This is a genomic window from Sphingobium sp. B2 (genome assembly GCF_007693735.1).
GTDB lineage: Bacteria > Pseudomonadota > Alphaproteobacteria > Sphingomonadales > Sphingomonadaceae > Sphingobium > Sphingobium xenophagum.
This window is the reverse complement of record NZ_VDBZ01000002.1, coordinates 396,751-419,076: the sequence shown is the minus strand read 5'-3', so window position 1 is coordinate 419,076 and position 22,326 is coordinate 396,751. Positions and strand designations below refer to the sequence as shown.

General features: G+C 59.8%; 20 protein-coding genes. 13 read left to right on the top strand and 7 right to left on the bottom strand.

The window, feature by feature from the left end; all coding sequences use genetic code 11:
* Nucleotides 1-20 precede the first annotated feature (20 nt).
* Genes FE851_RS17620 through FE851_RS17595 form a run of 6 tightly spaced genes read left to right on the top strand, consistent with a single transcriptional unit; the run spans nt 21 to nt 5,588 of the window.
* Nucleotides 21-911, top strand: a complete 891-nt coding sequence (locus FE851_RS17620; protein WP_145205271.1) for a dioxygenase — start codon at nt 21-23, stop codon at nt 909-911.
* Nucleotides 912-927: 16 nt separating this feature from the next.
* Nucleotides 928-1,638 (top strand): CoA transferase subunit A, encoded by a 711-nt coding sequence (locus tag FE851_RS17615; RefSeq protein WP_145205268.1) that lies wholly within the window; start codon nt 928-930, stop codon nt 1,636-1,638.
* On the top strand, nt 1,635-2,282 hold the full coding sequence (locus FE851_RS17610) for a 3-oxoacid CoA-transferase subunit B (RefSeq protein WP_145205264.1): 648 nt from the start codon (nt 1,635-1,637) through the stop codon (nt 2,280-2,282). Before FE851_RS17615 ends, FE851_RS17610 begins: the two co-directional genes overlap by 4 nt.
* A complete protein-coding gene (gene pcaF / locus FE851_RS17605; protein ID WP_145205261.1) occupies nt 2,279-3,481 on the top strand; it encodes a 3-oxoadipyl-CoA thiolase in 1,203 nt (400 codons plus the stop codon). The genes FE851_RS17610 and pcaF overlap by 4 nt, the downstream gene beginning before the upstream one ends.
* Nucleotides 3,478-4,275 carry a 3-oxoadipate enol-lactonase gene (gene pcaD, locus FE851_RS17600; RefSeq protein WP_145205258.1) on the top strand — a complete coding sequence of 266 codons (798 nt, stop codon included), beginning with the start codon at nt 3,478-3,480 and terminating at the stop codon, nt 4,273-4,275. The genes pcaF and pcaD overlap by 4 nt, the downstream gene beginning before the upstream one ends.
* Nucleotides 4,276-4,280: 5 nt before the next feature.
* Nucleotides 4,281-5,588, top strand: coding sequence for an MFS transporter (locus FE851_RS17595; protein WP_145205254.1), 1,308 nt, complete (start codon nt 4,281-4,283; stop codon nt 5,586-5,588).
* Here the strand turns inward: FE851_RS17595 and FE851_RS17590 are convergent.
* Nucleotides 5,524-5,991 carry a MarR family winged helix-turn-helix transcriptional regulator gene (locus FE851_RS17590; RefSeq protein WP_145205251.1) on the bottom strand — a complete coding sequence of 156 codons (468 nt, stop codon included), beginning with the start codon at nt 5,989-5,991 and terminating at the stop codon, nt 5,524-5,526. The two genes, FE851_RS17595 and FE851_RS17590, sit on opposite strands and share 65 nt — an antisense overlap.
* Nucleotides 5,992-6,091: 100 nt before the next feature.
* On the opposite strand from FE851_RS17590, the gene FE851_RS17585 reads away from it, so the two are divergent.
* The 5 genes from FE851_RS17585 to FE851_RS17565 are packed head-to-tail and all read left to right on the top strand — an operon-like array spanning nt 6,092 to nt 10,308.
* On the top strand, nt 6,092-7,210 hold the full coding sequence (locus FE851_RS17585; protein ID WP_145205248.1) for an amidase: 1,119 nt from the start codon (nt 6,092-6,094) through the stop codon (nt 7,208-7,210).
* Nucleotides 7,207-7,743: a nuclear transport factor 2 family protein gene (locus FE851_RS17580; RefSeq protein ID WP_145205245.1), complete on the top strand. Its 537-nt coding sequence runs from the start codon at nt 7,207-7,209 to the stop codon at nt 7,741-7,743. Before FE851_RS17585 ends, FE851_RS17580 begins: the two co-directional genes overlap by 4 nt.
* Nucleotides 7,740-8,996: an aromatic ring-hydroxylating oxygenase subunit alpha gene (locus FE851_RS17575; protein WP_145205242.1), complete on the top strand. Its 1,257-nt coding sequence runs from the start codon at nt 7,740-7,742 to the stop codon at nt 8,994-8,996. Before FE851_RS17580 ends, FE851_RS17575 begins: the two co-directional genes overlap by 4 nt.
* 5 nt (nt 8,997-9,001) lie before the next feature.
* The gene (locus FE851_RS17570) at nt 9,002-9,505 is read left to right on the top strand and encodes an aromatic-ring-hydroxylating dioxygenase subunit beta (RefSeq protein WP_261371042.1); all 504 of its coding nucleotides are present in this window, start codon (nt 9,002-9,004) and stop codon (nt 9,503-9,505) included.
* Nucleotides 9,502-10,308: a 2-keto-4-pentenoate hydratase gene (locus FE851_RS17565; protein WP_145205236.1), complete on the top strand. Its 807-nt coding sequence runs from the start codon at nt 9,502-9,504 to the stop codon at nt 10,306-10,308. Before FE851_RS17570 ends, FE851_RS17565 begins: the two co-directional genes overlap by 4 nt.
* Before the next feature lie 99 nt (nt 10,309-10,407).
* On the opposite strand, the gene FE851_RS17560 is transcribed toward FE851_RS17565, so the two are convergent.
* The 6 genes from FE851_RS17560 to FE851_RS17535 form a co-directional block, all read right to left on the bottom strand.
* The gene (locus FE851_RS17560; RefSeq protein ID WP_261371041.1) at nt 10,408-12,633 is read right to left on the bottom strand and encodes a beta-glucosidase family protein; all 2,226 of its coding nucleotides are present in this window, start codon (nt 12,631-12,633) and stop codon (nt 10,408-10,410) included.
* A gap of 364 nt (nt 12,634-12,997) precedes the next feature.
* Entirely contained in the window at nt 12,998-14,983 is a 1,986-nt protein-coding gene (locus FE851_RS17555) for an acetoacetate--CoA ligase (protein ID WP_145205233.1), read from the bottom strand.
* A gap of 63 nt (nt 14,984-15,046) precedes the next feature.
* Nucleotides 15,047-16,078, bottom strand: a complete 1,032-nt coding sequence (locus FE851_RS17550) for an MBL fold metallo-hydrolase (protein WP_186378882.1) — start codon at nt 16,076-16,078, stop codon at nt 15,047-15,049.
* 67 nt (nt 16,079-16,145) lie between these two features.
* A complete protein-coding gene (locus tag FE851_RS17545) occupies nt 16,146-16,994 on the bottom strand; it encodes a fumarylacetoacetate hydrolase family protein (protein ID WP_145205227.1) in 849 nt (282 codons plus the stop codon).
* 42 nt (nt 16,995-17,036) lie between these two features.
* The gene (locus FE851_RS17540; RefSeq protein ID WP_186378881.1) at nt 17,037-19,376 is read right to left on the bottom strand and encodes a TonB-dependent receptor; all 2,340 of its coding nucleotides are present in this window, start codon (nt 19,374-19,376) and stop codon (nt 17,037-17,039) included.
* A 44-nt stretch (nt 19,377-19,420) separates the two neighbouring features.
* Complete coding sequence (locus FE851_RS17535; RefSeq protein WP_186378880.1) at nt 19,421-19,831, bottom strand: nuclear transport factor 2 family protein; 411 nt, start codon at nt 19,829-19,831, stop codon at nt 19,421-19,423.
* A 101-nt stretch (nt 19,832-19,932) separates the two neighbouring features.
* On the opposite strand from FE851_RS17535, the gene FE851_RS17530 reads away from it, so the two are divergent.
* Complete coding sequence (locus FE851_RS17530) at nt 19,933-21,600, top strand: FAD-dependent monooxygenase (protein WP_145205217.1); 1,668 nt, start codon at nt 19,933-19,935, stop codon at nt 21,598-21,600.
* 21 nt (nt 21,601-21,621) lie between these two features.
* Nucleotides 21,622-22,317: a TetR/AcrR family transcriptional regulator gene (locus FE851_RS17525; RefSeq protein ID WP_145205213.1), complete on the top strand. Its 696-nt coding sequence runs from the start codon at nt 21,622-21,624 to the stop codon at nt 22,315-22,317.
* Nucleotides 22,318-22,326: the final 9 nt, after the last annotated feature.

Here is a 22,326-nt window from a genome sequence, read left to right as displayed (position 1 = left end):
GAAAACAAAGGAGTTGGATTATGGACGTGGATTTCGTTCGGACACAGCCGGTGCAGGATCTGCTCAATCGGGCCAGCGGTTTGTCGGTTGCGGGCGGTAATGCTCGCCTGAAGACGATCATGCGCGATTGGCTGGAATCGACCATGAAGCTTATCGTCGAGCATGACATTTCCGAAAGCGAATTCTGGCAGGCAGTCTCTTTCCTCCAGAATGGCGCACCCGAATTCGGCCTGCTGGTGCCCGGCGTCGGTCTGGAACATTTTCTTGACCTTTATATGGATGCCAAGGACCGGGAAGCCGGACGAGACGGCGGGACGCCGCGCACGATTGAAGGCCCGCTTTACGTCAAGGATGCACCGCTAGTCGAGAATGACGCCAACCTGACGAGCGATCCCGACGACACCGGCACCCTCTATATGGGTGGCAGCATCACCGGACCCGATGGTGAGCCAGTGCCTAATGCCATCCTGCACGTCTGGCATGCCAATTCCAAAGGCTTCTATTCGCATTTCGATCCGACCGGGGAGCAGACGCCGTTCAATAATCGTCGGCGGATCAAGCTGGGCGCCGATGGCCGCTATGCGTTCCATTCCAAAATGCCCAATGGCTACAGCGTCCCGCCGCAGGGTGCGACGGACCAGCTTATGCAGGCGCTGGGTCGCCACGGCAATCGCCCCGCCCATGTCCACTTTTTCGTCGAAGCGCCGGGTTATCGGACACTGACGACGCAGATCAATTTCGGTGACGACCCGTTTGCGGCCGACGATTTCGCCTTTGGTACGCGCGAAGGGTTGCTGCCGGTGCCAAACCGCCAGGGCGACAGCGCGCACATCGCCTTTGATTTCGTCCTGCAGCGGGCAAGCGATGCGGACGACGAGACTTTCTCAGCCCGCGTACGCGCCACGGCGTGATGGAACGAGCGAAGGCATGAGCAAGCTTTATCCCGATCCCGCTTCTGCCCTGGAAGGGCTGCTGTTCGACGGCATGACCATCATGTCTGGCGGCTTCGGCCTGTCTGGCAATCCCGAAAGTCTGATTCCGGAAATCAGGCGATCGGGGATCAAGGATTTGACAGTCATTTCCAACAATTGCGGCGCGGACGGGTTCGGCCTGTGGATGCTGCTGGAAAACCGGCAGATCCGGAAAATGATCTCCTCTTATGTGGGTGAGAACAAGCTGTTCGAACAGCTTTATCTGACCGGCGAACTGGAGCTTGAGCTGAACCCGCAGGGTACGCTGGCCGAGCGTATTCGCGCGGGTGGAGCAGGCATCCCGGCCTTTTACACGAGGACAGGCGTCGGCACTGTTGTCGCTGAGGGAAAGCCGGTGGAGACGTTTGAAGGTCAGGACTATGTTCGCGAAACCTGGCTGCGCGCCGACCTTTCCATCATCAAGGCATGGCGTGCCGATCGTGCGGGCAATCTGATGTTCCGCAAGGCAGCGCGCAATTTCAATCCGAACATGGCGACAGCGGGCCGCGTAACGGTGGTCGAGGTCGAAGAAATCGTCGACGATGGCGTTTTCGATCCCGATCATATTCATACCCCTGCCATCTATGTCGACCGGGTCGTGCTGAGCACGATCAACGAGAAACGGATCGAAAAACTGACAGTTCGGAAAAGAGAGACGGTGCAATGAGCTGGACACGGGACCAAATGGCGGCCCGTGCCGCGCGGGAATTGCGGGACGGCTATTTTGTGAATCTGGGCATCGGCATCCCCACTCTGGTCGCGAATTTCATTCCCGTCGGCATGAATGTTACGCTCCAGTCCGAAAATGGGATGCTGGGGATGGGACCGTTTCCTTATGAGGATGAGGTAGACCCCGATCTCATCAATGCCGGTAAGCAGACGATCACGGCGTTGCCGACGTCAAGCTTCTTCTCCTCGGCCGACAGCTTTGCGATGATCCGCGGGGGGCATATCGACCTGACGGTGCTGGGTGCGATGGAGGTTGCCGCCAATGGCGATCTTGCCAACTGGACGATCCCCGGCAAGATGGTCAAGGGCATGGGCGGCGCGATGGACCTTGTCGCTGGCGTGAAGCGCGTCGTCGTTGTGATGGACCATGTGTCCAAATCGGGCGCGCCCAAGCTGCTTGATCGCTGCACCCTGCCGTTGACCGGTACAGGCGTGGTCGATCTGGTTATCACGGATCTTGGCGTGCTGGAGGTCGACAAGGCAAACTCTATGTTCCGACTGATCGAGCTGGCGCCGGGTGTCAGCGAGGCGACGTTGATCGCCCAAACCGGGGCCAAGGTCGAGACGAGGGCTGCCGCGTGACCGATGCTTTCATCTGTGACGCTGTCCGCACGCCTATCGGGCGCTATGGTGGTGCGCTGGCAACTGTCCGTGCCGATGATCTTGCTGCGATTCCGCTCCGCGCTCTTGTTGCGCGTTGCAGCGCGCTAGACCCCGCCGCGATTGACGATGTAATCCTGGGCTGTGCCAATCAGGCGGGCGAGGATAATCGTAATGTCGCTCGCATGGCGGCGTTGCTCGCCGGTCTGCCCGAAAATGTCGGGGGCACGACAATCAATCGGCTCTGCGCATCGGGTCTCGACGCGGTAGGATCGGCGGCCAGAGCAATTCGGGCAGGCGATGCCGATCTCATCGTGGCGGGCGGCGTCGAAAGCATGAGTAGGGCGCCGTTCGTCATGCCCAAGGCTGCAACGGCATTTTCGCGGGACAATACCGTCTATGACACGACGAGTGGATGGCGTTTCGTCAACCCTCTGATGAAGCGTCTATATGGCGTCGATTCGATGCCGGAAACGGGCGAGAATGTCGCGCAGGATTTCGCCATCGCGCGAGAAGATCAGGATGCATTCGCGCTTCGCAGTCAGCGACTTACCGCGCAGGCACAGGCAGACGGTTTGCTCGCGGCCGAAATCGTGTCGGTAACGATCAAGAGTCGCAAGGGCGAGACTGTTGTCGACCGTGACGAACATCCACGCGCAGAAACGACGCTCGAAGCGCTCGCGACCCTAAAACCTATTGTCCGGCCCGATGGCACAGTGACGGCTGGCAATGCATCCGGCGTGAACGACGGTGCGGCAGCTATGATCATAGCGAGCGAAACGGCGGTCAAGCGTCATGGCCTCCAGCCGCGTGCCCGCATATTGGGCATGGCGAGCGCAGGGGTTGCACCTCGCATAATGGGTATTGGTCCTGTTCCGGCGACGCAGAAGCTGCTCGCCCGACTGAAGCTCTCCATCGACCAGATCGACGCCATCGAGTTGAACGAGGCCTTCGCCAGCCAGGCGCTTGCCGTACTGAGGGGGCTTCATGTCGAAGATGCCGATCCGCGCGTGAACGGACATGGCGGGGCTATAGCGCTTGGTCACCCGCTCGGCATGTCGGGCGCGCGCCTTGTCCAGACATTGGTCCATCGACTTGAACGCCAACAAGGCGGGATCGGCTTGGCGACATTGTGCGTAGGCGTCGGTCAGGGGCTGTCACTGGTGCTGGAGCGGCTATGACAAGCGGACGGATTTCAACCGGCGACGGATGTGCGCTGGCCTATCGGATAGACGGGCCAGACGATGCGCCCGTTCTCCTGCTGTCCAATTCGCTGGGGACGGCGATGGCGATGTGGGACGCGCAAATCGCATCCTTCACAGAGCATTTCAGGGTCATCCGCTACGACAGCCGCGGTCATGGCCTTTCGGACGTACCCGCCGGGGCTTATTCCATCGACCGGCTTGGCCGCGACGTCATCGAGTTGGTCGACGCTCTTGGCATTGACCGCTTTCATTTTTGCGGGCTTTCGAAGGGGGGAATGATCGGGCAATGGCTCGGCTGGCGTGTGCCGGAGCGGCTCGATCGCCTGATCCTTGCCAACACCTCGCCCTATATGGGCCCTCCTTCGGGCTGGGACGAGCGCATTTGCGCTGTGCGCGCATCGGGCATGAGGGCGATGGCAGATGCGGTCCTCGAACGCTGGTTCACACCCGGCTTCCGCGCAGGCCAGAGTGATGAACTGGCGGCGGTGCGCGCGTTGCTGCTGAATACCGATCCGCAAGGCTATGCCGGGTGCAGCGCGGCGATCCGCGACATGGATCAGCGGCCGCTGCTGCCATTGATCAGCGTGCCGACCCTGGTCATCGCTGGAGACGATGATCCTGCGACGCCGATCGAACATGCGCGGTTGCTGGCAAGCGGTATTCCTGGTGCAGCCATGCATATACTTTCGGCGGCGCATCTATCGAATGTCGAGCAGCCGCGGGCATTTTCAGACGCCGTCATCGGCTTTTGCACGGCCCCTGCGGCGTGATCGATATGGGCGCCGCTGCGGGCACCCAACGACAGCGCGCGCGTCGCGCCGTGATCGGGTCGATCGCCGGGAACGCGCTTGAATGGTATGACTTCTTTCTGTTCAGCGCCGCTGCGGCACTCGTGTTCAACAAGCTGTTTTTTCCGGCGGCCGATCCCGCCGTTGCGTCACTGGCTGCGCTTTCGGTCTATGCGGTCGGCTTCGTGGCGCGTCCTGTGGGCGGGCTGCTCTTTGGCCATATCGGTGATCGCTTCGGTCGCAAGACGTCTCTCATCTGGACCCTGTCGATCATGGGCGTGGCAACCTTTGCCATGGGCCTGTTGCCGACTTACGCACAGATAGGCTGGTGGGCGCCAGCCCTTCTGGTGATCCTGCGTCTGGCGCAAGGGCTGGCGGCAGGCGGCGAGTGGGGCGGCGGCGTCTTGATGATCACGGAAAATGCGCCGGCTCATCGGCGCGGCTTCTTTGGAGCGTGGAGCCAGGCCGGAGTGGGACTGGGGTTCGTCGTCTCTTCGCTCGCCTTTTTTCTGGTGCGTCAGTTGCCCGACACTGACTTCTACAGTTGGGGGTGGCGACTGCCATTCCTTGGCAGCGTCGTGATTTTCATTGCCGGTGTCTTCATCCGCAAGCGCGTGGCGGAAACCGCTTTGCCTGTCGGCGATTCCGCACATGCGGCATTACCGATCGTCACATTGCTGCGCAGCTACCCGCGGACATTGCTGCTCGGCATCGGCGCGCGGTTGGGCGAAAATGGGGGATCGCAGATGCTGATCACCTTCTCGCTCGTCTACGGCGCGTCGGTCGGGGCAGCGACCGACGTGATGCTTGTCGGGATCATGCTCGGCATGATCGCGGACAGTGCCATGATGCCAGTGTTCGGCGCGATCTCCGACCGGCTTGGTCGACGTCCCGTCTATATGGCCGGGCTGGTCGCGATGGCGCTGTTTGCCTATCCCTTTCTTCATATGCTGGAATCCGGGTCGACGTCGCTGATCATCCTGGCCTTCGTCATCGGCAACGGTATTTGCCATGCCGCCATGATCGGTGTGCAACCGGCACTTTATAGCGAGATGTTCGAAGGAGAGGTGCGCTATTCCGGCCTTGCTTTCGTACACGAGGTCGCAGCCGTGATCGTGGGCATGGTACCGCTGCTGTCGGCGGCGCTGTTTGCCCGCTATGGCTCGCCGGTGCCGGTTGCACTCTATCTTGGCGCGCTTTGTCTGATCAGCTTCATATCGGTCGCCCTGCTTAAGGAGACTCGGCCGAAGGGGCGCCATTCAGATTTTCCGCCACCCGCTCCAGCAACGCGGTAAGCTGCGCGATATCACTGGCGCTCATCCCTGCGAACGCCTGGCCGTACAGCGCCGTAGCGGCTTCCCATGCCTGCTCGCCAGCCAGTTCGCCTGCCTCGGTCAGGACGACTTCCATAACCCGCTCCCGACCCGGACGTGGCTGGCGACGCACCAACTGGTCCGATTCCATACGTTGGATGATCTTCGTCATGGTCGGCAGTTTTTCGATCGCATGCGAAGCGATTTCGCTGACGCTCGCCACGCGATCCTGGTGGAGCGTCATGAGGACGCGCCAGCGTGCCATGTCGAGCCCAGTCGGACGCAGCAATTCTTCCATACGTGCGCGATAGCGGCCGCTCGCCCGGGCCAGCCAATAGAAGGGCCAGCTTCGATAGCTGATCTCATGGTCCGCCGATATGCGCATTCCTGCCAAACCTTTCTGCCTGCCGTCGTGAGATTTAGGTTGAATATTCAACCTAAATCTCTATTCTCATTTGTAGAGAATAGAAACTGGATGGAAGCGAATGGCAAAGGACGCGATCTTCGTCGAGCAATTCCGCATCGGCGGCGCTGGCCCATCAGTCGCGATCAAAGACTGCATCGACATCGCCGGCTGGCCGACCCGCGCGGGAAGCAGGGCTTTTGTCGATCAGCCACCAGCGTCGCGCCATGCCGATGTGGTGGAGGCCATTCTTTCGGGCGGTGGCCAGATTGTCGGCAAGACCAACATGCACGAGCTGGCCTATGGCGTTACTGGCGTCAATCCATGGCTCGGTACGCCGCGCAATACACGTTATCCTGACCTTATCCCCGGCGGGTCATCCAGCGGATCGGCGGCGGCCGTCGCGGCGGGCCTGGCGGAGATCGCAATCGGCACGGACACGGGGGGATCGATCCGCATGCCGGCCGCCTGTTGCGGTGTTGTCGGGCTGAAGCCCAGTTTTGGCCGCGTCAGCCGACGCGGCTGCACGCCCGCCTCATCAAGCCTCGATTGCGTCGGCCCCTTCGCGCGCGACGTCGCCGGGATCGAGGCAGCTATGGCGCTGATCGATCCGGGCTTCACGCCGGCGCCCGTTCCGACGACCGTCCGGCTGGGATGGGTCACGACCGAAGCCGATCCGGGGATCGTCGAAGTGGTGCGCGCAGCCCTGGAGCGGCCTGGCGTGGAGGTCGTGGACGTCGATCTGGACGATATGCACGCAGCCTTCGAGGCGGGCATTGCGATCATGGCTGCCGAGATGTGGGACTTGTTCGGCCCCCTGTCTGACGACGCGCGTATGGGGGCGGACGTGCAGGCCCGGATTCGCGCCGCCGCGAGCGTCACGCCCGATCAGGTGGCAGCGGGGGAGGGGGTTCGCCAGCGTTTCCGCGCTCAGGTCGATGCCCTTCTGCACGATGTCGATGCGCTCGCGCTGCCGACATTGCCTACTGTCCCGCCGGCGCTCGATGATCTGGGCGATGCCGCGCGGATGCTGCGCCTCACGTTACTGATCCGCCCATTCAACCTCACGGGCCATCCGGCGATCAGCCTTCCCATCGATGGGCCAGGCGGCAAGCCCGCCGCGGTTCAACTTGTCGGCGCCATGATGGCCGACGACATGCTTTGCGCCATCGCGCACCGCGTCTTGGGCGATCTGGCATGACCATGGATAGCGAGATAGCGGCGCTGCGCGCAGAACTTGCGCTTTTCCGGGCCGAACATGCGGTGCGGGCCGTCGTCATGCGCTATTTTCGGCTGTGCGATACGCTTGGTCCCGACACAGATATGGCCGATCTGGCGACATGTTTTACCCGCGACGCCATGTGGGAGGGGCGGGGCCGTTACCGTGAGGCATTTGGACGCCATGATGGACGCGACGCGATCGTGGCGATGCTCGCCAGCTACGCGAAGCCGAGCGCGCATTTTGCCATGAACGCGCATTTCCTGTCGAGCGAGACGATCGAGGTCGACCAGAATGCCGCAATCGGCCGCTGGATGATGCTGCAGACATCGACCTACAGCGACGGCCGTTCCGACCTGCGAAGCGCGGCGCTCACGATTCATTGCCGCATCGAGGACGACCATTGGCGTATCTGCCATTTCATCACCGAGAACATCTTTTCGCGCGACGTTGACCATTGGTCCGACGCCGCGCCGATTTCCGTACCTGACAGCCTATCGAAGGACGAAGCATGAGCAGTACTGATTTCGCGGAGATGGTGCGGGAAGACCGTGCCCTTACCCCGCTCTATACCGATCCCGGCATTTTCGATGTCGAGATGGATCGCATTTTTCGCAACACCTGGGTGTGGGTTGCGCATGCGAGTGACATTGCGACGCCCAACAGCTTCAAGACATCCTATGTCGGTCGCGAGCCGGTCATCGTCACGCGCGACAAACAGGGCGCCATCCACACGCTTCTCAACCGTTGCCGACACCGCGCCGCCAGCGTGTGCGAAAAGCGCAAGGGCAGGGCCAGCGTATTCGTCTGCCCCTATCATGGGTGGAGCTACGATCCCGACGGACGGCTGCGCAAGGTGCCGCACAAGAGCGGCTATGCGGAAGATTTCGACAATAGCGACTTTGGCCTCGTTACGCTGCGTACCGAGGAATATAACGGGCTGATCTTCGCGACCTTCAAACAGGATATCGAGCCACTGGTCGATTTTCTGGGGTCTGCGCGCAAGTGGATCGACCTCTTCATGAAGCAGGGCGGTGGCTATCCGGTCAGGACGCTTGGCGAGCATCGCTTCCGCTTTCCTGGCAACTGGAAGATCCAGTTGGAGAACACCACGGACGCTTATCATTTTCCGATCGTCCACAAGACGTTCCTCGACTCGCTCGATGCCGAAGCGGAGAATGTGTTCGATGTTCTCGGCCATGGCGGCTGGGTCGAGGATCTGGGCAACGGGCACAGCGTCATGGTGATGATTCCCGATCTCATCGATCTGGATGACAATCTTGATGCCCCTATCCCGCAACGCTTCGCTGACCTGGCCAGGGAACTGGCTGAGGAAGGGCATTCCGATCAGGAGGTACGCAAGATCGTACGCGCTGTGGGTGGTACCGGCTTCAACCTCAATCTGTTCCCCAATGTCGCCTGTTCGATGGCCTTCTTCCGCGTGCTTCGCCCTGTCGAGGTCGATGAGACGGAGATCACCCACGTCGCCATCGGCATGGACGGCGGGCCGAAGGCGGCCAACCGGATGCGGCTTCGCCTTCACGAACATTTTCAAGGACCAATGGGATTCGGCACGCCCGACGATGCCGAAGGTTGGGAGCGTGTGCAGAGGGGCGCGCGTGCCGGTGGCGATCAATGGATCATGCTGAATCGCGGGACCGATGCACCCGAAGGTCAGGCCGAGGCAGGGCATGAAGCAGGCGACGTGAGCGCCGAAACGGGCATGCGTGCCGCCTATCAGATGTGGAAGAGGATGATGACCGCGTGATCACCATGACCGACGACCGCCAGGACGCCACGACGATGGCGCCGACCTTTGAGAAAGCGATTGCTTTCATCTGGGCAGAGGCCGACCTTCTGGACCGGCTCGACTACAAGAAGTGGCTGCCGCTCTGGACCGAAGGGGGGCGCTACATCATCCCGACTGAACGGGATGCCAAGGATTTCGATGACTGCCTCAACATCCTGAATGACGATGCGGAAATGCGTGCAGCGCGCGTTAAACGGCTGCTGTCGGGATTTTCCATGTCGTCCGCTCCACCGGCACGGACAGTGCGGACCGTGTCACGGTTCGTGCCTCTGGCGACGGAGGACGGGGCCATCGTTATCCGGGCGGCGCAAATTCTGGCCGAATATAAATATGAGCGGATGCGCGTGCTGGCGGCCGATGTCGAATATCGCATCGTTCGCCAGGCTGACGGCCTGAAGATGGATCGCAAGGTCGTAACGCTCGTCAACTGTGACGATTTCCAGCACGGTATCGGCTATCTGTTGTGAACATTTCCGCATTGGACGACCACCAAAAGGCAGCGGCCCGTTTCGTGGAGGCGCGTCGCGCAGCCCAGGGCTTTTCTGATTTCCCTGGACCTGTACCGACGGACCTGGATGCGGCCTACCGCATCCAGCAAGCGGCAATCGCCGCATGGGGGGATCGAATAGCGGGATGGAAAGTCGGACGCATTCAGCCCCACCTCGTCGAGCAACTGGGCGCTGAACGCTTCATAGGTCCGATCTTTGCGGGCAGCGTTTCAAGAGCAGCAGAGACGAACGTCTTTGCGATGACGGCGGGAGGATCTGCGCTTTTCGAGGCGGAAGTGGTCATCCTAGCGAATGCCGATGCGCCAGCGGACAAGGTGCAATGGAGCTGTGAAGAAGCCGCCGAACTGATCGGCGCGGTGCATGTCGGCATCGAGGTTGCGGGCAGTCCGCTCGCGACAATCAACGACCTTCCAACAACGGCGAGTATTGCAGGCTTCGGGAACAATAACGGCCTCATTCTCGGTGCGGAGGTGGTCGACTGGCGCGAACGGGGTTGGGATGGCATCATATGCCGCACTACGATCGACGGCGTTCTCGTCCGGGAAAGCAGCGCTGCTGTCGTGCCTGGCGGCCCGCTGGAGGTATTCGCTTATGCGCTCGGTGAGGCAGCGCGCCGCGGCGTGCCATTATGTCGAGGTGACTGTATCTCAACAGGCGCAATCACCGGAACGCCTGCCATAAAAATCGGGCAGCATTGTATAGCTGAGTTTCTCGGCATCGCGACCATAGACTGTAAAGTCACGGTCGCGCCAGGCGGATGACGGCAGCCAACCGACCGCGCGCCTGCACCGGCAACATGGATGCAAGGGCAGCTTTAGTGGTGCTGGCCAACCATACGGTTGGCCAGCACCACAGAAGGATCAGTCCTTCCAGCGTTTTGCGGCAAGGCGAACTTTGACGGGCGTGCCGAGCGTTTCGGCATTGTCGCCGATGGCAAACTGATAATCGCCGGCAGGCATTGACCAGGCGCCGTCCTTCCAGTCGGCCAGAAGGCGCGGATCAATGGTCAGCGAAACTTTTTCGGACTGGCCAGGTGCCAACTCAATCCGCTTGAACCCGACCAATCGCTGCAAGGCCGTGCCGGACCGGCTGACCAGATAGAGCTGAGCGACCGTCGCGCCGGTACGCTGGCCAGTATTGCGCACCGTCAGGCTGGTCTTGTTGCCATCGGTCTTGAGCCCATCGGCTTTGAAGCTTGTGTAGCTAAGGCCATAGCCGAACGGGAAAAGAGCCTTGTACCCCTTCAGCGCATTCCAGCGATAGCCCAGGTTCGACCCTTCAATGTCATAGTTCACGACCAGCTTTGCGTCCTTATATGGTGCATCGCCTGCGAAATTGGGTTCGAAATCGTTGTAACCGTCAAGCACCGGGCGCGGTAATTGATCGACGCTAGCGGGGAAGGTGATCGGCAGGCGGCCAGAAGGATTGGTGTCACCGAACAGGATAGAGGCGATGGCTTCGCCGCCACGCGCGCCGGGATACCATGCCTGCACGACTGCCGCGGTCTTTTCGAGCCAGGGCATCGCGATAGGGTTGCCGGTTTCCAGAACGACGATGGTGTTCGGGTTAGCGTCGGCCACGGCAGCGATCAGCGCGTCCTGACCATCCGGCAGGGAAAGGTCGGGCTGGTCAAAGCCCTCGCTCGACCATTTGGTAGCAAAGACGATCGCCACTTCCGCGCGCTTCGCCTGCTCCACGGCGTCCGCTATGAACCGGCTGTCGCGGAAGCGGACCTGGGCGTTCGGCACTATGGCCTTGATCGCGGCAAGCGGCGATGACCGATGATATGCCTGCACCAGGAATCCGGCCCAGGGTGACGATCCTGAAAGCGGAATCGTGACGGCCGCGCCGCCTTCGCCCTGAACCTGGCTGGACCCCGCACCGGAAAGGACGCCGGAATCAGCGAAGCCGCCGATGACCGCGATGCTTTTGGCTGACTTTGACAGGGGCAGGCCGCCGCGTTCGTTGCGCAAGAGGACAATGCCCTGCCGCGCGGTTTCCAGCGCGACCTCGCCGTTCGCCTGAAAGTCGATTTCCCCGCCCTTGGCGACCGGATATTTGTCCAGCCCATTGGCGTAGATCGCCCAGAGAATGCGCTTGTTCATGTCATCCAGGCGGGCCGCATAGGCGGGGTCCGACTGAGCCGCGGCCGCCAGCTTGTCACCAAAGAACAAGGCGGGATCGAGCTGCGATCCGGACTGTTGATCAAGACCCTTGAGCGCTGATTCCAGATTGGGAACCGCGCCCCAATCCGACATGACAAAGCCCTTATAGCCCCATTCCTGCTTCAATATCTTGTTGAGCAGATAGTCGCTGGCGCAGGCCTGTTCGCCATGTACGCGATTATAGGCGCACATGACCGAGCCCGGATTACCGATCTCCATGCCGATCTTGAACGCGAGCAGATCGCTTTCATGCGCGGCTTCGTCGGAGATCATGACGTCCGCGAACTTGCGGCCGGTCTCCTGCCCATTGAGGGCGAAATGCTTGATCGTCGATATGATGTGATTGGACTGAACGCCCTTGATGGCATGACCGGCCAGCACGCCGCTGAGCAGGGGGTCTTCCGAAAAATATTCGAAGGTACGACCATTGCGCGGATCGCGCATCAGGTTGACGCCACCGGCCAGCAGCACATTGAATCCCTTGGCGCGGGTTTCCCCGCCGATCATGACGCCGCCCTTGTACAGAAGATCCGGGTTCCAGGTGGAAGCCATGGCAAGGCCAGAGGGGAGGGCGGTCGCGCCGTCCTTTCGCAGGCCAAAAACATAGGACACGCCAAGGCTCGCATCGGTTTCCAGAAGCGCTGGCACGCCAAGGCGTGGAATGCCCGGAATATAGCCCGCGCCAGGGATCGCTTCCGCCGGGATCGGCGGCGGGTTGTCGCCAATCGGCAGTGGCATGATGCCGTGAGTCAGGATCGTCTTTTCCGCCTGCGTCATCGCCTGGACGGTTTTGGCCGCCCGGGCGCTGGCATCATCCGGTTCAGCGCCCCGTGCATGCCCTGGATGAATAGCGATGCCGGCCATCATCAGCGCAGGCAGACATAGTCCTGCCGTCAACAATAGCTTCAAAGGTTTGGACATGCTTTGATCCTACTTCCTCTTGGTCGCCGTCATGCCGCAACCGATATTTCTTATGTCGCAACTCGCCTTGGCTGAGACAGGTCAAGCCGCGATAACGCCCTTGTGACGGACGGCTCGCGCTTTGACAAGGCTGTCAACGACCCCAATATTGATGCCTTGGCAGCGCCTAAGGCATGTCTTTGCGAGCGAGCAAAGCCATTTGCATATGTTTAACATAATGTCTGTCTCGTTGATCGCGGCTGGGTTTGCCGCATATAGACAGCAGCGGATGGCATTGATGTCTCTGACTTTGCCGATCTTGCAGTCCGACCGAACGGATTAGCCGGGTCTACGCACTAGCGACGATAATATGTGCTTCACGTCGCTAAACGCCCGCTCCGACCGACAAATGGCTTACGATGGCCATATATTCCTTCAGAGAATCGGGATTGGACATTGTCGATGGATCAACCAGTTCTGCGCCAATACACCCTTCGAACAATCGCTTGACCGGCAGCTCCAGCTTCTTGGATGTCAAAGTTCGGGGAATGTCGGCGACCGGGATAATTGCATCCGGAATGAAACGTGGCGAAAGCGAGGTTCGGATCGCATCCCGAATGGCGTTGGCCAACTTATCAGTCAGCTTTCCGCCTGCCGGAACGATGAAAAGCAGCAGCTTGCTGTCGGCACCTTGCTGCCGAACGTCGATCACCATCGAATCCGCCACAGCGTCCAGTTGCTCTACGGCATCATAGATTTCGCTGGTGCCCATGCGATGCCCGCCACGGTTGATGGTGGCATCGCTGCGACCAAAGATTTCGCAGCTTCCGTCACTCTCGATCCGCAGCCAGTCGCCGTGCCGCCAAATGCCTGGATACATGTCGAAATAAGAGTCCCGATAACGCACCCCATCAGCGTCGCCGACCAGATAGAGCGGCATGTTCGGGAGCGGTTGGGTACAGACAAGCTCTCCGACAAGGTTGACGATGGGATGCCCCGCCTCGTCCCACGCTTCCACGGCGGCCCCGATCTGGCGGCATTGCAATTTGCCGGGCGCCTCGGGCAGATCGCGATTGCCCGTGCAGAACGCGCCGCAGATGTCCGTGCCGCCTGAGCTATTGAACCACCAGATGTCCGGCCTTCCGGCAGCCCGAAGTCGCTCGGAAATTTCCAACTGTACCGCGGCAGGCAATGGAGACGCGGTACTTCCCAGAGCCCGGAGTGAAGTAAGATCGCCAACCGACGCAAAGTCGAGACCGGATTTTGCGCACAACGTGTAGAATTGCGCCCCCGATCCAACGAATGTAACGCGATGGCGCGCAGCGAAACGCCACAGGACGCCCCAGTCTGGCGCGTCCCGGTTGCCCATGGGACTGCCGTCGTAAATGCAGATCGTGGTCCCGCTCAGCAAGCCGCCGACCTGCATATTCCACATCATCCAACCTGTCGAACTGAACCAGTGAAAGCGCTCGCCGGGCGTACGTGCGTCATAACTGGCGCCAAGATCGCTATGGAGTTGGGTTGCCGCGCTGCCCAGTATGATTCCGCCATGACCATGGACGAGCGCCTTGGGTTTGCCGGTCGTGCCACTGGAATAGACGATCCATAGCGGGTGATCGAACGGCAGTGGCGTCGACTCAAGCATGCAATCATTACGGGCGCACAGCGCGGAAAAATTCAGAGCGTTATCGAACGGGTCGGCGCTATAACCAGATCGCGCGATCACCAACTTCTCGACAGTCGGCAGCGCATTGTGCAATTGTCGGACAACCGACGCTCGATCGATCGCTTTCCCTCCATAGAATACGCCGTCAGCGGCAATCAGCAGCTTTGGTTCGATTTGCCGGAATCGATCGAGAATAGCGGGTGCCCCCATGTCGGGAGCGCATATGGTCCAGACCGCGCCGATCGATGCACAGGCAAGGAATGCTACCACCGCCTCGATCCGATTGGGCAGATAGGCCGCGACACGATCGCCGCTCTCCACGCCAAGCAACCGCAACTCGGTGGCGAGCGAGGCCACACGCGCGCGCAATTGAGGCCATCCGACTTCCGTAATCGCGCCGGTTTCATCTTCGGCGACGATCGCAGGGTTACCAGCAGCATTGGCGGCTTCGACATGCCTGAATACCTGCTGGGCATAGTTGAGGGTCGCGCCGGTAAACCATTGCGCTCCCGGCATCGAACGGTTCGCCAACACCGCGTCATACGGCGTGTCCGATCGAACCCCTCCAAATTCCCACAGAAGTTTCCAGAATGCCTCGGCATCCGTCACTGACCAGCGATGCAGGACTTCATAGTCGCTGAAACTCTGGCCGGTCGAGACTTCCGCAGCTGCTGTGAACAATCGCATGAGTGAAACCGAAGCCATCGGCACCTCCTGAAGTGAAACAATCTCGGATATGCTCCGAAACATCATGCTTTCGGCCGGTTCCTAAAATGCATCGCCATCATTCGCGGCGACGACCGGTCCCGGATAGGCCGCCCGGACACCGCTGGTGAACAGCCGCAAGTCATGGTTGTTCTCGCCTGTTCCAATATGGCTGAGCACAACCATGCCGACGCCGGCGCGCTTCGCCATCTCGCCAACCGCCTGTGGCGAGAGATGCTCCTGCAACATATGCTCGGCAACGTGCCGCAACTGCGCAACCGGCGTATTGAACAACTGCGAAAGCTGCGAAAGCGTATAGTCCATCTCCATCACTTCAGCTACCAGGATGTCGGCTCCGCGTGCCAGTTGGGTGACCGCTTCCGAAGGCCCCGTATCGCCCGTGAAAACAATCGACCGGTCGGGCGTGTCAAAGCGATAGGCATAGGATCGCGCGGCGCCCAGAGGGCGTCGATCAGCAGGGATCGTCGCATAATGCGAATTTTCGACCGCAGTGACCTTGATCAGATCATCCTTGTAGATGACCATTGGACCGGAGACGTCCACATCATGCGCCACCACCATCTTAGCAACGGGCGGCGTCGGCGGCATTTCCGCCGCGTATATGTCGCTCGTAAAACCGACCAGGTTCGTTGCGCGGGTCATATACTCGTGCGTGGCGGGCGGCCCGTATATCTCGATCGGATTGCTAGGCCGCCTTTGCCAGGCAAAGCCAAGCAGGGTCGAAATACCGGCAACATGATCGAAATGGAGGTGCGTGAGAAATATCCGCCGGACTTGATCGGGCTGGATGCCGATCTTCGCTAGCCCGTGCGATACCCCCGCGCCTGCATCGATCAGGTAGATACGATCTCCTACCTGCAACAAAGTGGCCGGTCCTGCGCGATCAGAAAGCGAGCGGGGGCCAGCGGCGGTGCCCAGCGTCACGATGCGCGTCGCCTTTGCCAGGTCGGCGTGCGCGATGTGTTGCGGCGTTTGGGGGGCCTTGGCAGCTTGCGCGTTGGCTGACGGGGAACCGACCGCGGCACCATACAAGACCAAAAGGCCCAGCTTCCAATTCCGACGAAGGTTACGCATGTCGGCTTCTCCCGTCATTCTTGACTATGTAGTGGGCGGCATGCCGTTCAGGGCAAACCATGCCTGGTCAGAGTTCTGCCGAAACCCTGTTTTCGATATATCCAAGGCCTTGTATTTCCAGACGAACGATGTCGCCGTCGGCAAGGAAGCGACCGCTTGCCATCCCGACTCCCGAGGGCGTACCCGTTGCGATGATGTCGCCGGGCTCCAGCGTCATCACGGTGGAGAGATAGGCGATCTGCGCAGCAATCGAATAGATCAGCCCGCTTGTATCCGCCCGCTGCCGTTCTTCGCCATTGACGCTCAGCGAAAGGGTCAGCGCCTCGGCGTCGGGCACTTCGTCCGCCGTCGTGATCCAGGGACCGATCGGACCGTGCGTGTCGAAACTCTTGCCCAAAGTGACCGTCGGGCTGCGCGCCTGCCAATCTCGTGCGGACACATCGTTGCACAGCAGATACCCCGCGATGACCGAATGCGCTTCCGCTTCGCTAACATCATGGCATCGCTGGCCGATGATGAAGGCCAACTCTCCCTCATAATCGATCTTGTCCGACGCTTTTGGCAGCTCGATCGGATCATAGGGTCCGGTGATGCACGACACCTGCTTGTTGAACCATGCCTGGCTTGTCGGGACCGGGATGCCGGCGGCTTCGGCTTCTGCTGCATGCGCCGTGTAGTTCATGCCGATTGCCAGGAATTTTTGCGGGTCCACGATCGGCGCCAGCAGTCGCACCTTCGCCAGCGGAAAGTCGCGCCCGCTTTCCGCCTCCAGCGCGCCGCGCAGCGCGGGTAGATCCTCGATCAGCGTCCGCATCGAGGATCCGACCCCCGCAACATCGCCCAGATCGACGACGCGATCCCCGACAACCTTGCCGATCCTGATTCTATCTTCGATTTCAAATCGGCAAAGCTTCATGTCCTGCTATCTCCTTAGACCAATTTCATCCTGCTGTGCGCATCAGTAGCGAAAGCTAAGTGTCACCCCGTATGTCGCGGGCATCCCCGTAAGGCCGGCAAGTCGATCGCCGCCTACGCTGGTGCTCAGATAGTAAAATTTGTTCGTGACGTTCTTGCCCCACAATTGGACGCGCCAACTGCCATCCTCGGCTTCGATCCCGCCGCGCGTGTCGATCAACGCATAGGCTGGCAGCAACAGTCCCGGATTTTCGCCAAAAACGCTGTAGGTTGAGCTGTGATAGGTCAGTCCGCCACCAACGAACATGCGCGCGCGCGTTGAGACGCTGAACCCATATTCCGCATCACCAACGATCTGCCATCTGGGCGAGGTCGGCAGTTCTTCGCCGACAAAGGAAGTGGGCACGCCATAGGCGTCGACCGGATTGCTGGGGTCTTCAAGAACCCGGCTGTTGTAATAGGCTATGCCTGCCGTCGTCCGAAGCCCGGCAAAGGGGCGAACGACCGCCTGAATCTCGCCACCATAAATGCGCGACCGTGGGATATTGACGAGCTTGGGCAGGTTGCCGAACGGCGGGATCACCGCGCTGCCCAGAATCTGCTTGTCGGTATAGTCGGCATAGAAAACCGCGCCGTCCAGGCTGATGCGCCGATCCAGCGCAGAAAGCTTGAACCCCGCTTCATACGATGTCACCGATTCTTGGGTGACCGGGCTAAACTGCGAAGCGAAAACGCCCGGCAATACGGAATAGCTGCCGGGCTTATACCCACGAGAAACCGAGACATAGATCAAGGCGTCGTCCGACGGCTTCCAGTTCACGCCGCCGCGAAAAGATATATTATCCTCGTTCAGTGAAGAGTGGACTTCACCCAAGAGGACACCCGGTGCGGACTGGGTTATGCATTCGCCCGCCGTCGCTGCAAAACCGAATACAGCGCCGAACGCCGTTGCGACTTGACCATTGCCTGGGTCGGCGAGGCAACCCCGAAAGTCCCGGTCCTGCGTGGTGTAGCGCGCCGACAGTTGAAGTTCGAACCTTGGCGAAAGCGCATAGTTAAGGCTGCCAAAGGCGGCGTAGGTGTGTACTTGCTGATCGTTGCGAACTTCAAGCCCACTGAACGGGAACGGCCCGAGGCCGGCGTTGCTGGTTTTCAGAAGGTTCTGCTGGATTTCGGTGCTGTGATCCCAGGCGTAATTGCCGCCGATCATCCAGTCGACTGCTCCCGACGTGCCGGCGACACGGAGTTCCTGCGAAAAGGATTTGATCGATCCCTGACGCCGCAACACGAACGCCGCATAGGCCGTACCGTCGGTATCGGTATAGGCATTGGTGGTGAGCTTGGAATAAGCGGAGATCGAAGAAAGCGTGATAGAGTCGCTCAGGTCGACATCGCCGCGAAGTGAGACTTGATAGAAGTCGTCATCCAGACCAAAAGGCGTGTTTGGATCCCACCCGGCCAACCTGGGGTCCTTCGGCGTGGCGGTTAGCGGCCCCAGATTGGCGTAGCTGTTGCCTGCGTTCAACGGATTCATGGGGGCAGTGGGTGCGAACGCGATATAGTGGAACGCCTGAGGTTCGGATCCATCGTGCCAACCATTCGCACCCAGTTCGAACCGAAGCGTATCGGTTGGCTTCCAGTCGAGCAGGATACGGCCCGTGTAGAAGCGCCGCCTTCCCAAGCGCGCATTTTCGCTTTGTCCGAAGCGCGCATCGTTGCGCATATCGGGCTTCTGCCACCCATCGCGGTACTCGTAACGACCGGCAACACGTGCGGTCAGCCCCTCGGCAAGCTTTCCGCTGACAAAGGCTTCGGTCGAAACCTCATCGAAACGACCGGCGTTCAGCGTGAACCCGGCACGCATATCCTCGGTCGGCTTGGCTGCGATATAGTTGATGGCACCACCAGTCGAACTCTGGCCAAACAGAGTGCCTTGCGGTCCTTTCAGCACCTCGACCCGCTCAAGGTCTAACGCGACACCGCGCGTCATAAGCGAATAGGGAAGCGGGACCTGGTCGAGATATACGCTGACAGCGGGACTGCCGCCAATCGAACTGTCGAAAAACCCCACGCCGCGAATGGTGAACACGGGCGTTCCGAAGTGAGATTGCTGAAATGTAAAGCCCGGCGCGATGCGATCGAGGCCTTCAACCGATGTCACGCCCTGACGTGCAAGCTGGTCGCCCGTAGCAGCGGAGATCGCGATCGGCACATCGCTCAAGCGCTCATCGCGCTTTTGCGCGGTGACGACAATATCAGTATATGCCCAGTCCTGTGTTTGCTGTGCAGCCGGATTACTGTCCTGCCCATGAGCTGATCCAGCATATACTACCGCAATAACACATGTCGCGTGCAGTAGGTATTTGTAGGAAGTATATATCACGAAATCCTCCCGAAATTTTATGATTATCGATATAATATTGGAGATTATCTGCGACCTGACTGAAATACTATTTTCGCAACGATATTGGTTATTGAAATCGTTTCGCCGGCAACCGAAAAATGCATTTCTCCATCGGCCACCAGCGCTGGCCCGCCGCAGTCGGGTAGCGAGTGTTCCTCACTGGATTGGAACACGCCAAAGGTGGTGATCAGGAACTTCACCAAGCAACGATCGCCGTCGCCCACTACGCGCAGATTCGTGATCTGGTGACGGGTCATCAGGCTACTCGGCCGCTGCGACAGCGCTTCGCCGATTGCGGCGCGTCCGGATATGAGAACCTCGCGCTGCCAGTCGCAGTCTTCGGCGACCAGAGAGAGGATTGTGTCATAATCGCGTCGATCAAGCGCATGCCAAAAATCAATCACTCGATCGATGACGGCTTCATGCTTCGCCATTCCAATCCCTCCTGCCCGATTCACCGATGTTGACATTATCATTTGTCGTGCTGATAATATGATCAGCAAACGGATAATGTCAACAGAGCCGGAGAGATTGGGTGAAAGGGGTGACAGATTTGAACTGCAGGATTGCTATTGTGGGCGCGGGAGCCGCAGGCCTTGTTTCGGCTGCACTGCTTCTTCAGCGCGGTATTGACGTCGACATTTTCGACGACGGGGATGGCCCCTGCACCCTGCCTCAGGCTCATGTCATCAACACACGAACAAGCGAGATCCTGGCGGAAATCGGCGCGTTCGAAGAATTGCGGACCATCGCCGCGCCCATCGATCGTGTTCAATCAATTGCATGGGTAGAATCCTTGGCCGGGCGGCGTTTCGGACGTCTGGACCTCATCAAGGACCAAGCCTCCGGAGCGTCGCGAGCTGACGCAAGCGCAGTGCATGCGCTCAACGTGGGGCAGAACCATTTCGAGCAGGTCGTTGCAGCTCGGCTTGCCAAAATGGGTGGCGCGATTCGCTATCGCCACCGGGTCGTCGGCGCGGCCGTTGACAATGCCAAAGCTGTTCTGAGCATTAGAGATGCTGATGATATAATCAGCACACGAAACTATGACTATGTGCTGGCGTGCGACGGAGCACGAAGCATGGTTCGCGAATCGCTTGGCATTGCCATGGTCGGCCCACCATCTATTGCGCGCTACGCATCGGCCTATTTCACTGCCGACCTGTCGCATCTGATTGGTGATATCAGCGGCCCCGTTGCCTTTGTAGGTGGCCCCGACGTCAGGGGCGTCCTGATCGGCTTCGACATTGCGAACAGTTGGGCGCTGATGTGCGTCATGCCACCAGATCGAGCATCTGACGATTTCCAGCCGGACGTGATGCGCGAACTCATTTATCGCGCGATCGGGGATCGTACGGCGACCATTCGGCTCGATGGCGTCGGCTCGTGGAATATGAGCGCTCAGGTCGCCGAAAATTTCCGGCACGGGCCGTTCTTCCTTGTTGGCGATTCTGCCCATCGTTTTCCGCCTACAGGCGGACTGGGACTCAATACCGGCGTGCAGGACGCGCATAATCTGGCCTGGAAACTGGCGTTCGTGATTCAGGGCAAAGCGCGCGCCGCGTTGTTGGACAGCTACGCCGAAGAGCGCATGCCGGTTGCCCGCGCAAATTGTGCACACAGCTTGGACAACGCGATGAAACTGGCCGAAGTCGACGCGGCGCTCGGCGTGTCGTTTTTGGCCCCGGTTGATCCAACCGTGGTTACTCGCGCGGAATCAAGCATGCCGGCGTTTGCGTTAGACCGGGAAACCGGCGATGAAACCCGGCGTGCGGTGGCGCAAGCGATTGAGGCGCAACGGCGGCATTTTGATTCGCTCACTCACGAACTGGGCTATGTTTACGGCGCCCGCGAACCATATCCGGAGGAAGAATCTTATGCTTCGTCCCTACGATCGGGCGGGCGCCTTCCGCATGCGCTGGTCGCCGGGCCTCTGGGAATGGCGAGCTTGCACGCGCTTTGCGCAGGGGATGGCCTGACACTGCTTATCGGCAAAGATATTGAGATCGGAACCCTGCCTGCCTTGCCCGCGCAAGTGGTACTGCGCCAGATGCCGGAGGCGATACCGAACATCCTCAATGGCAGTGAAATGATCCTCATCCGTCCAGACGGGCATGTAGCCTGGGTAGGGAGTGTTCAGGACAGTGCAGGTCTAGATGGCGCGTTGAACATGATTATTCGATCAGATATGCTGACTACATAATAAACCTTCGGAAGGATCGTTATGTCGAAAGCCTCTGCTCCCAAGACCCCGAAGACGCGTCGCGCAGCCCCTGGATCGTCCGCGAACGCGCGCAATGATCTGCTCGACGCGGCGTTGAAACTGTTCGCGCGAAACGGATTTGATGGCGCGTCTCTCCAGGAGATCGCAAATTCAGCGAGTATAGGACAGCCGCTTGTCCATTATCACTTTGGATCGAAGGACAATCTGTGGCGCGCCGCAGTCGAATATGCGCTGGACGACTATAAGCGATTCTTTGGCCTTTTGAACAGGACAATTGTCGATCTTAGGCCCATCGATGCGCTTCGCGTGTTTATGCGAGGATTCCTCGAATTTTCGGCCGAGCGGCCCGAACATGTGATGATCATCCTCAACGAAATGCGCACGCCAGGAGAGCGTTTCGATTGGCTTATCGAAACATTCGTTGGGCCGTTCCATGGTCAGCTTGACAACTTGCTTTCAAGGGCAGCCGACGATGGCTGGATCATGCCCGTGCCGGTCGCGCACCTGACCCCGATGATCATGATTGCGCTCTCCCATTTCTACACATTCCGGCCGCTGATCCAGGGCCTCTATGGCATCGATCCGCAAGATGAAGAGGTAGCAAATGCCCATGCGGACTACATGATCAAACTGCTTTTCAATGGCTTGCAAATCCAGCGCCCAGCCGGGCGCAACGGTGCCGACGATGAAACATAGTTTATAAGG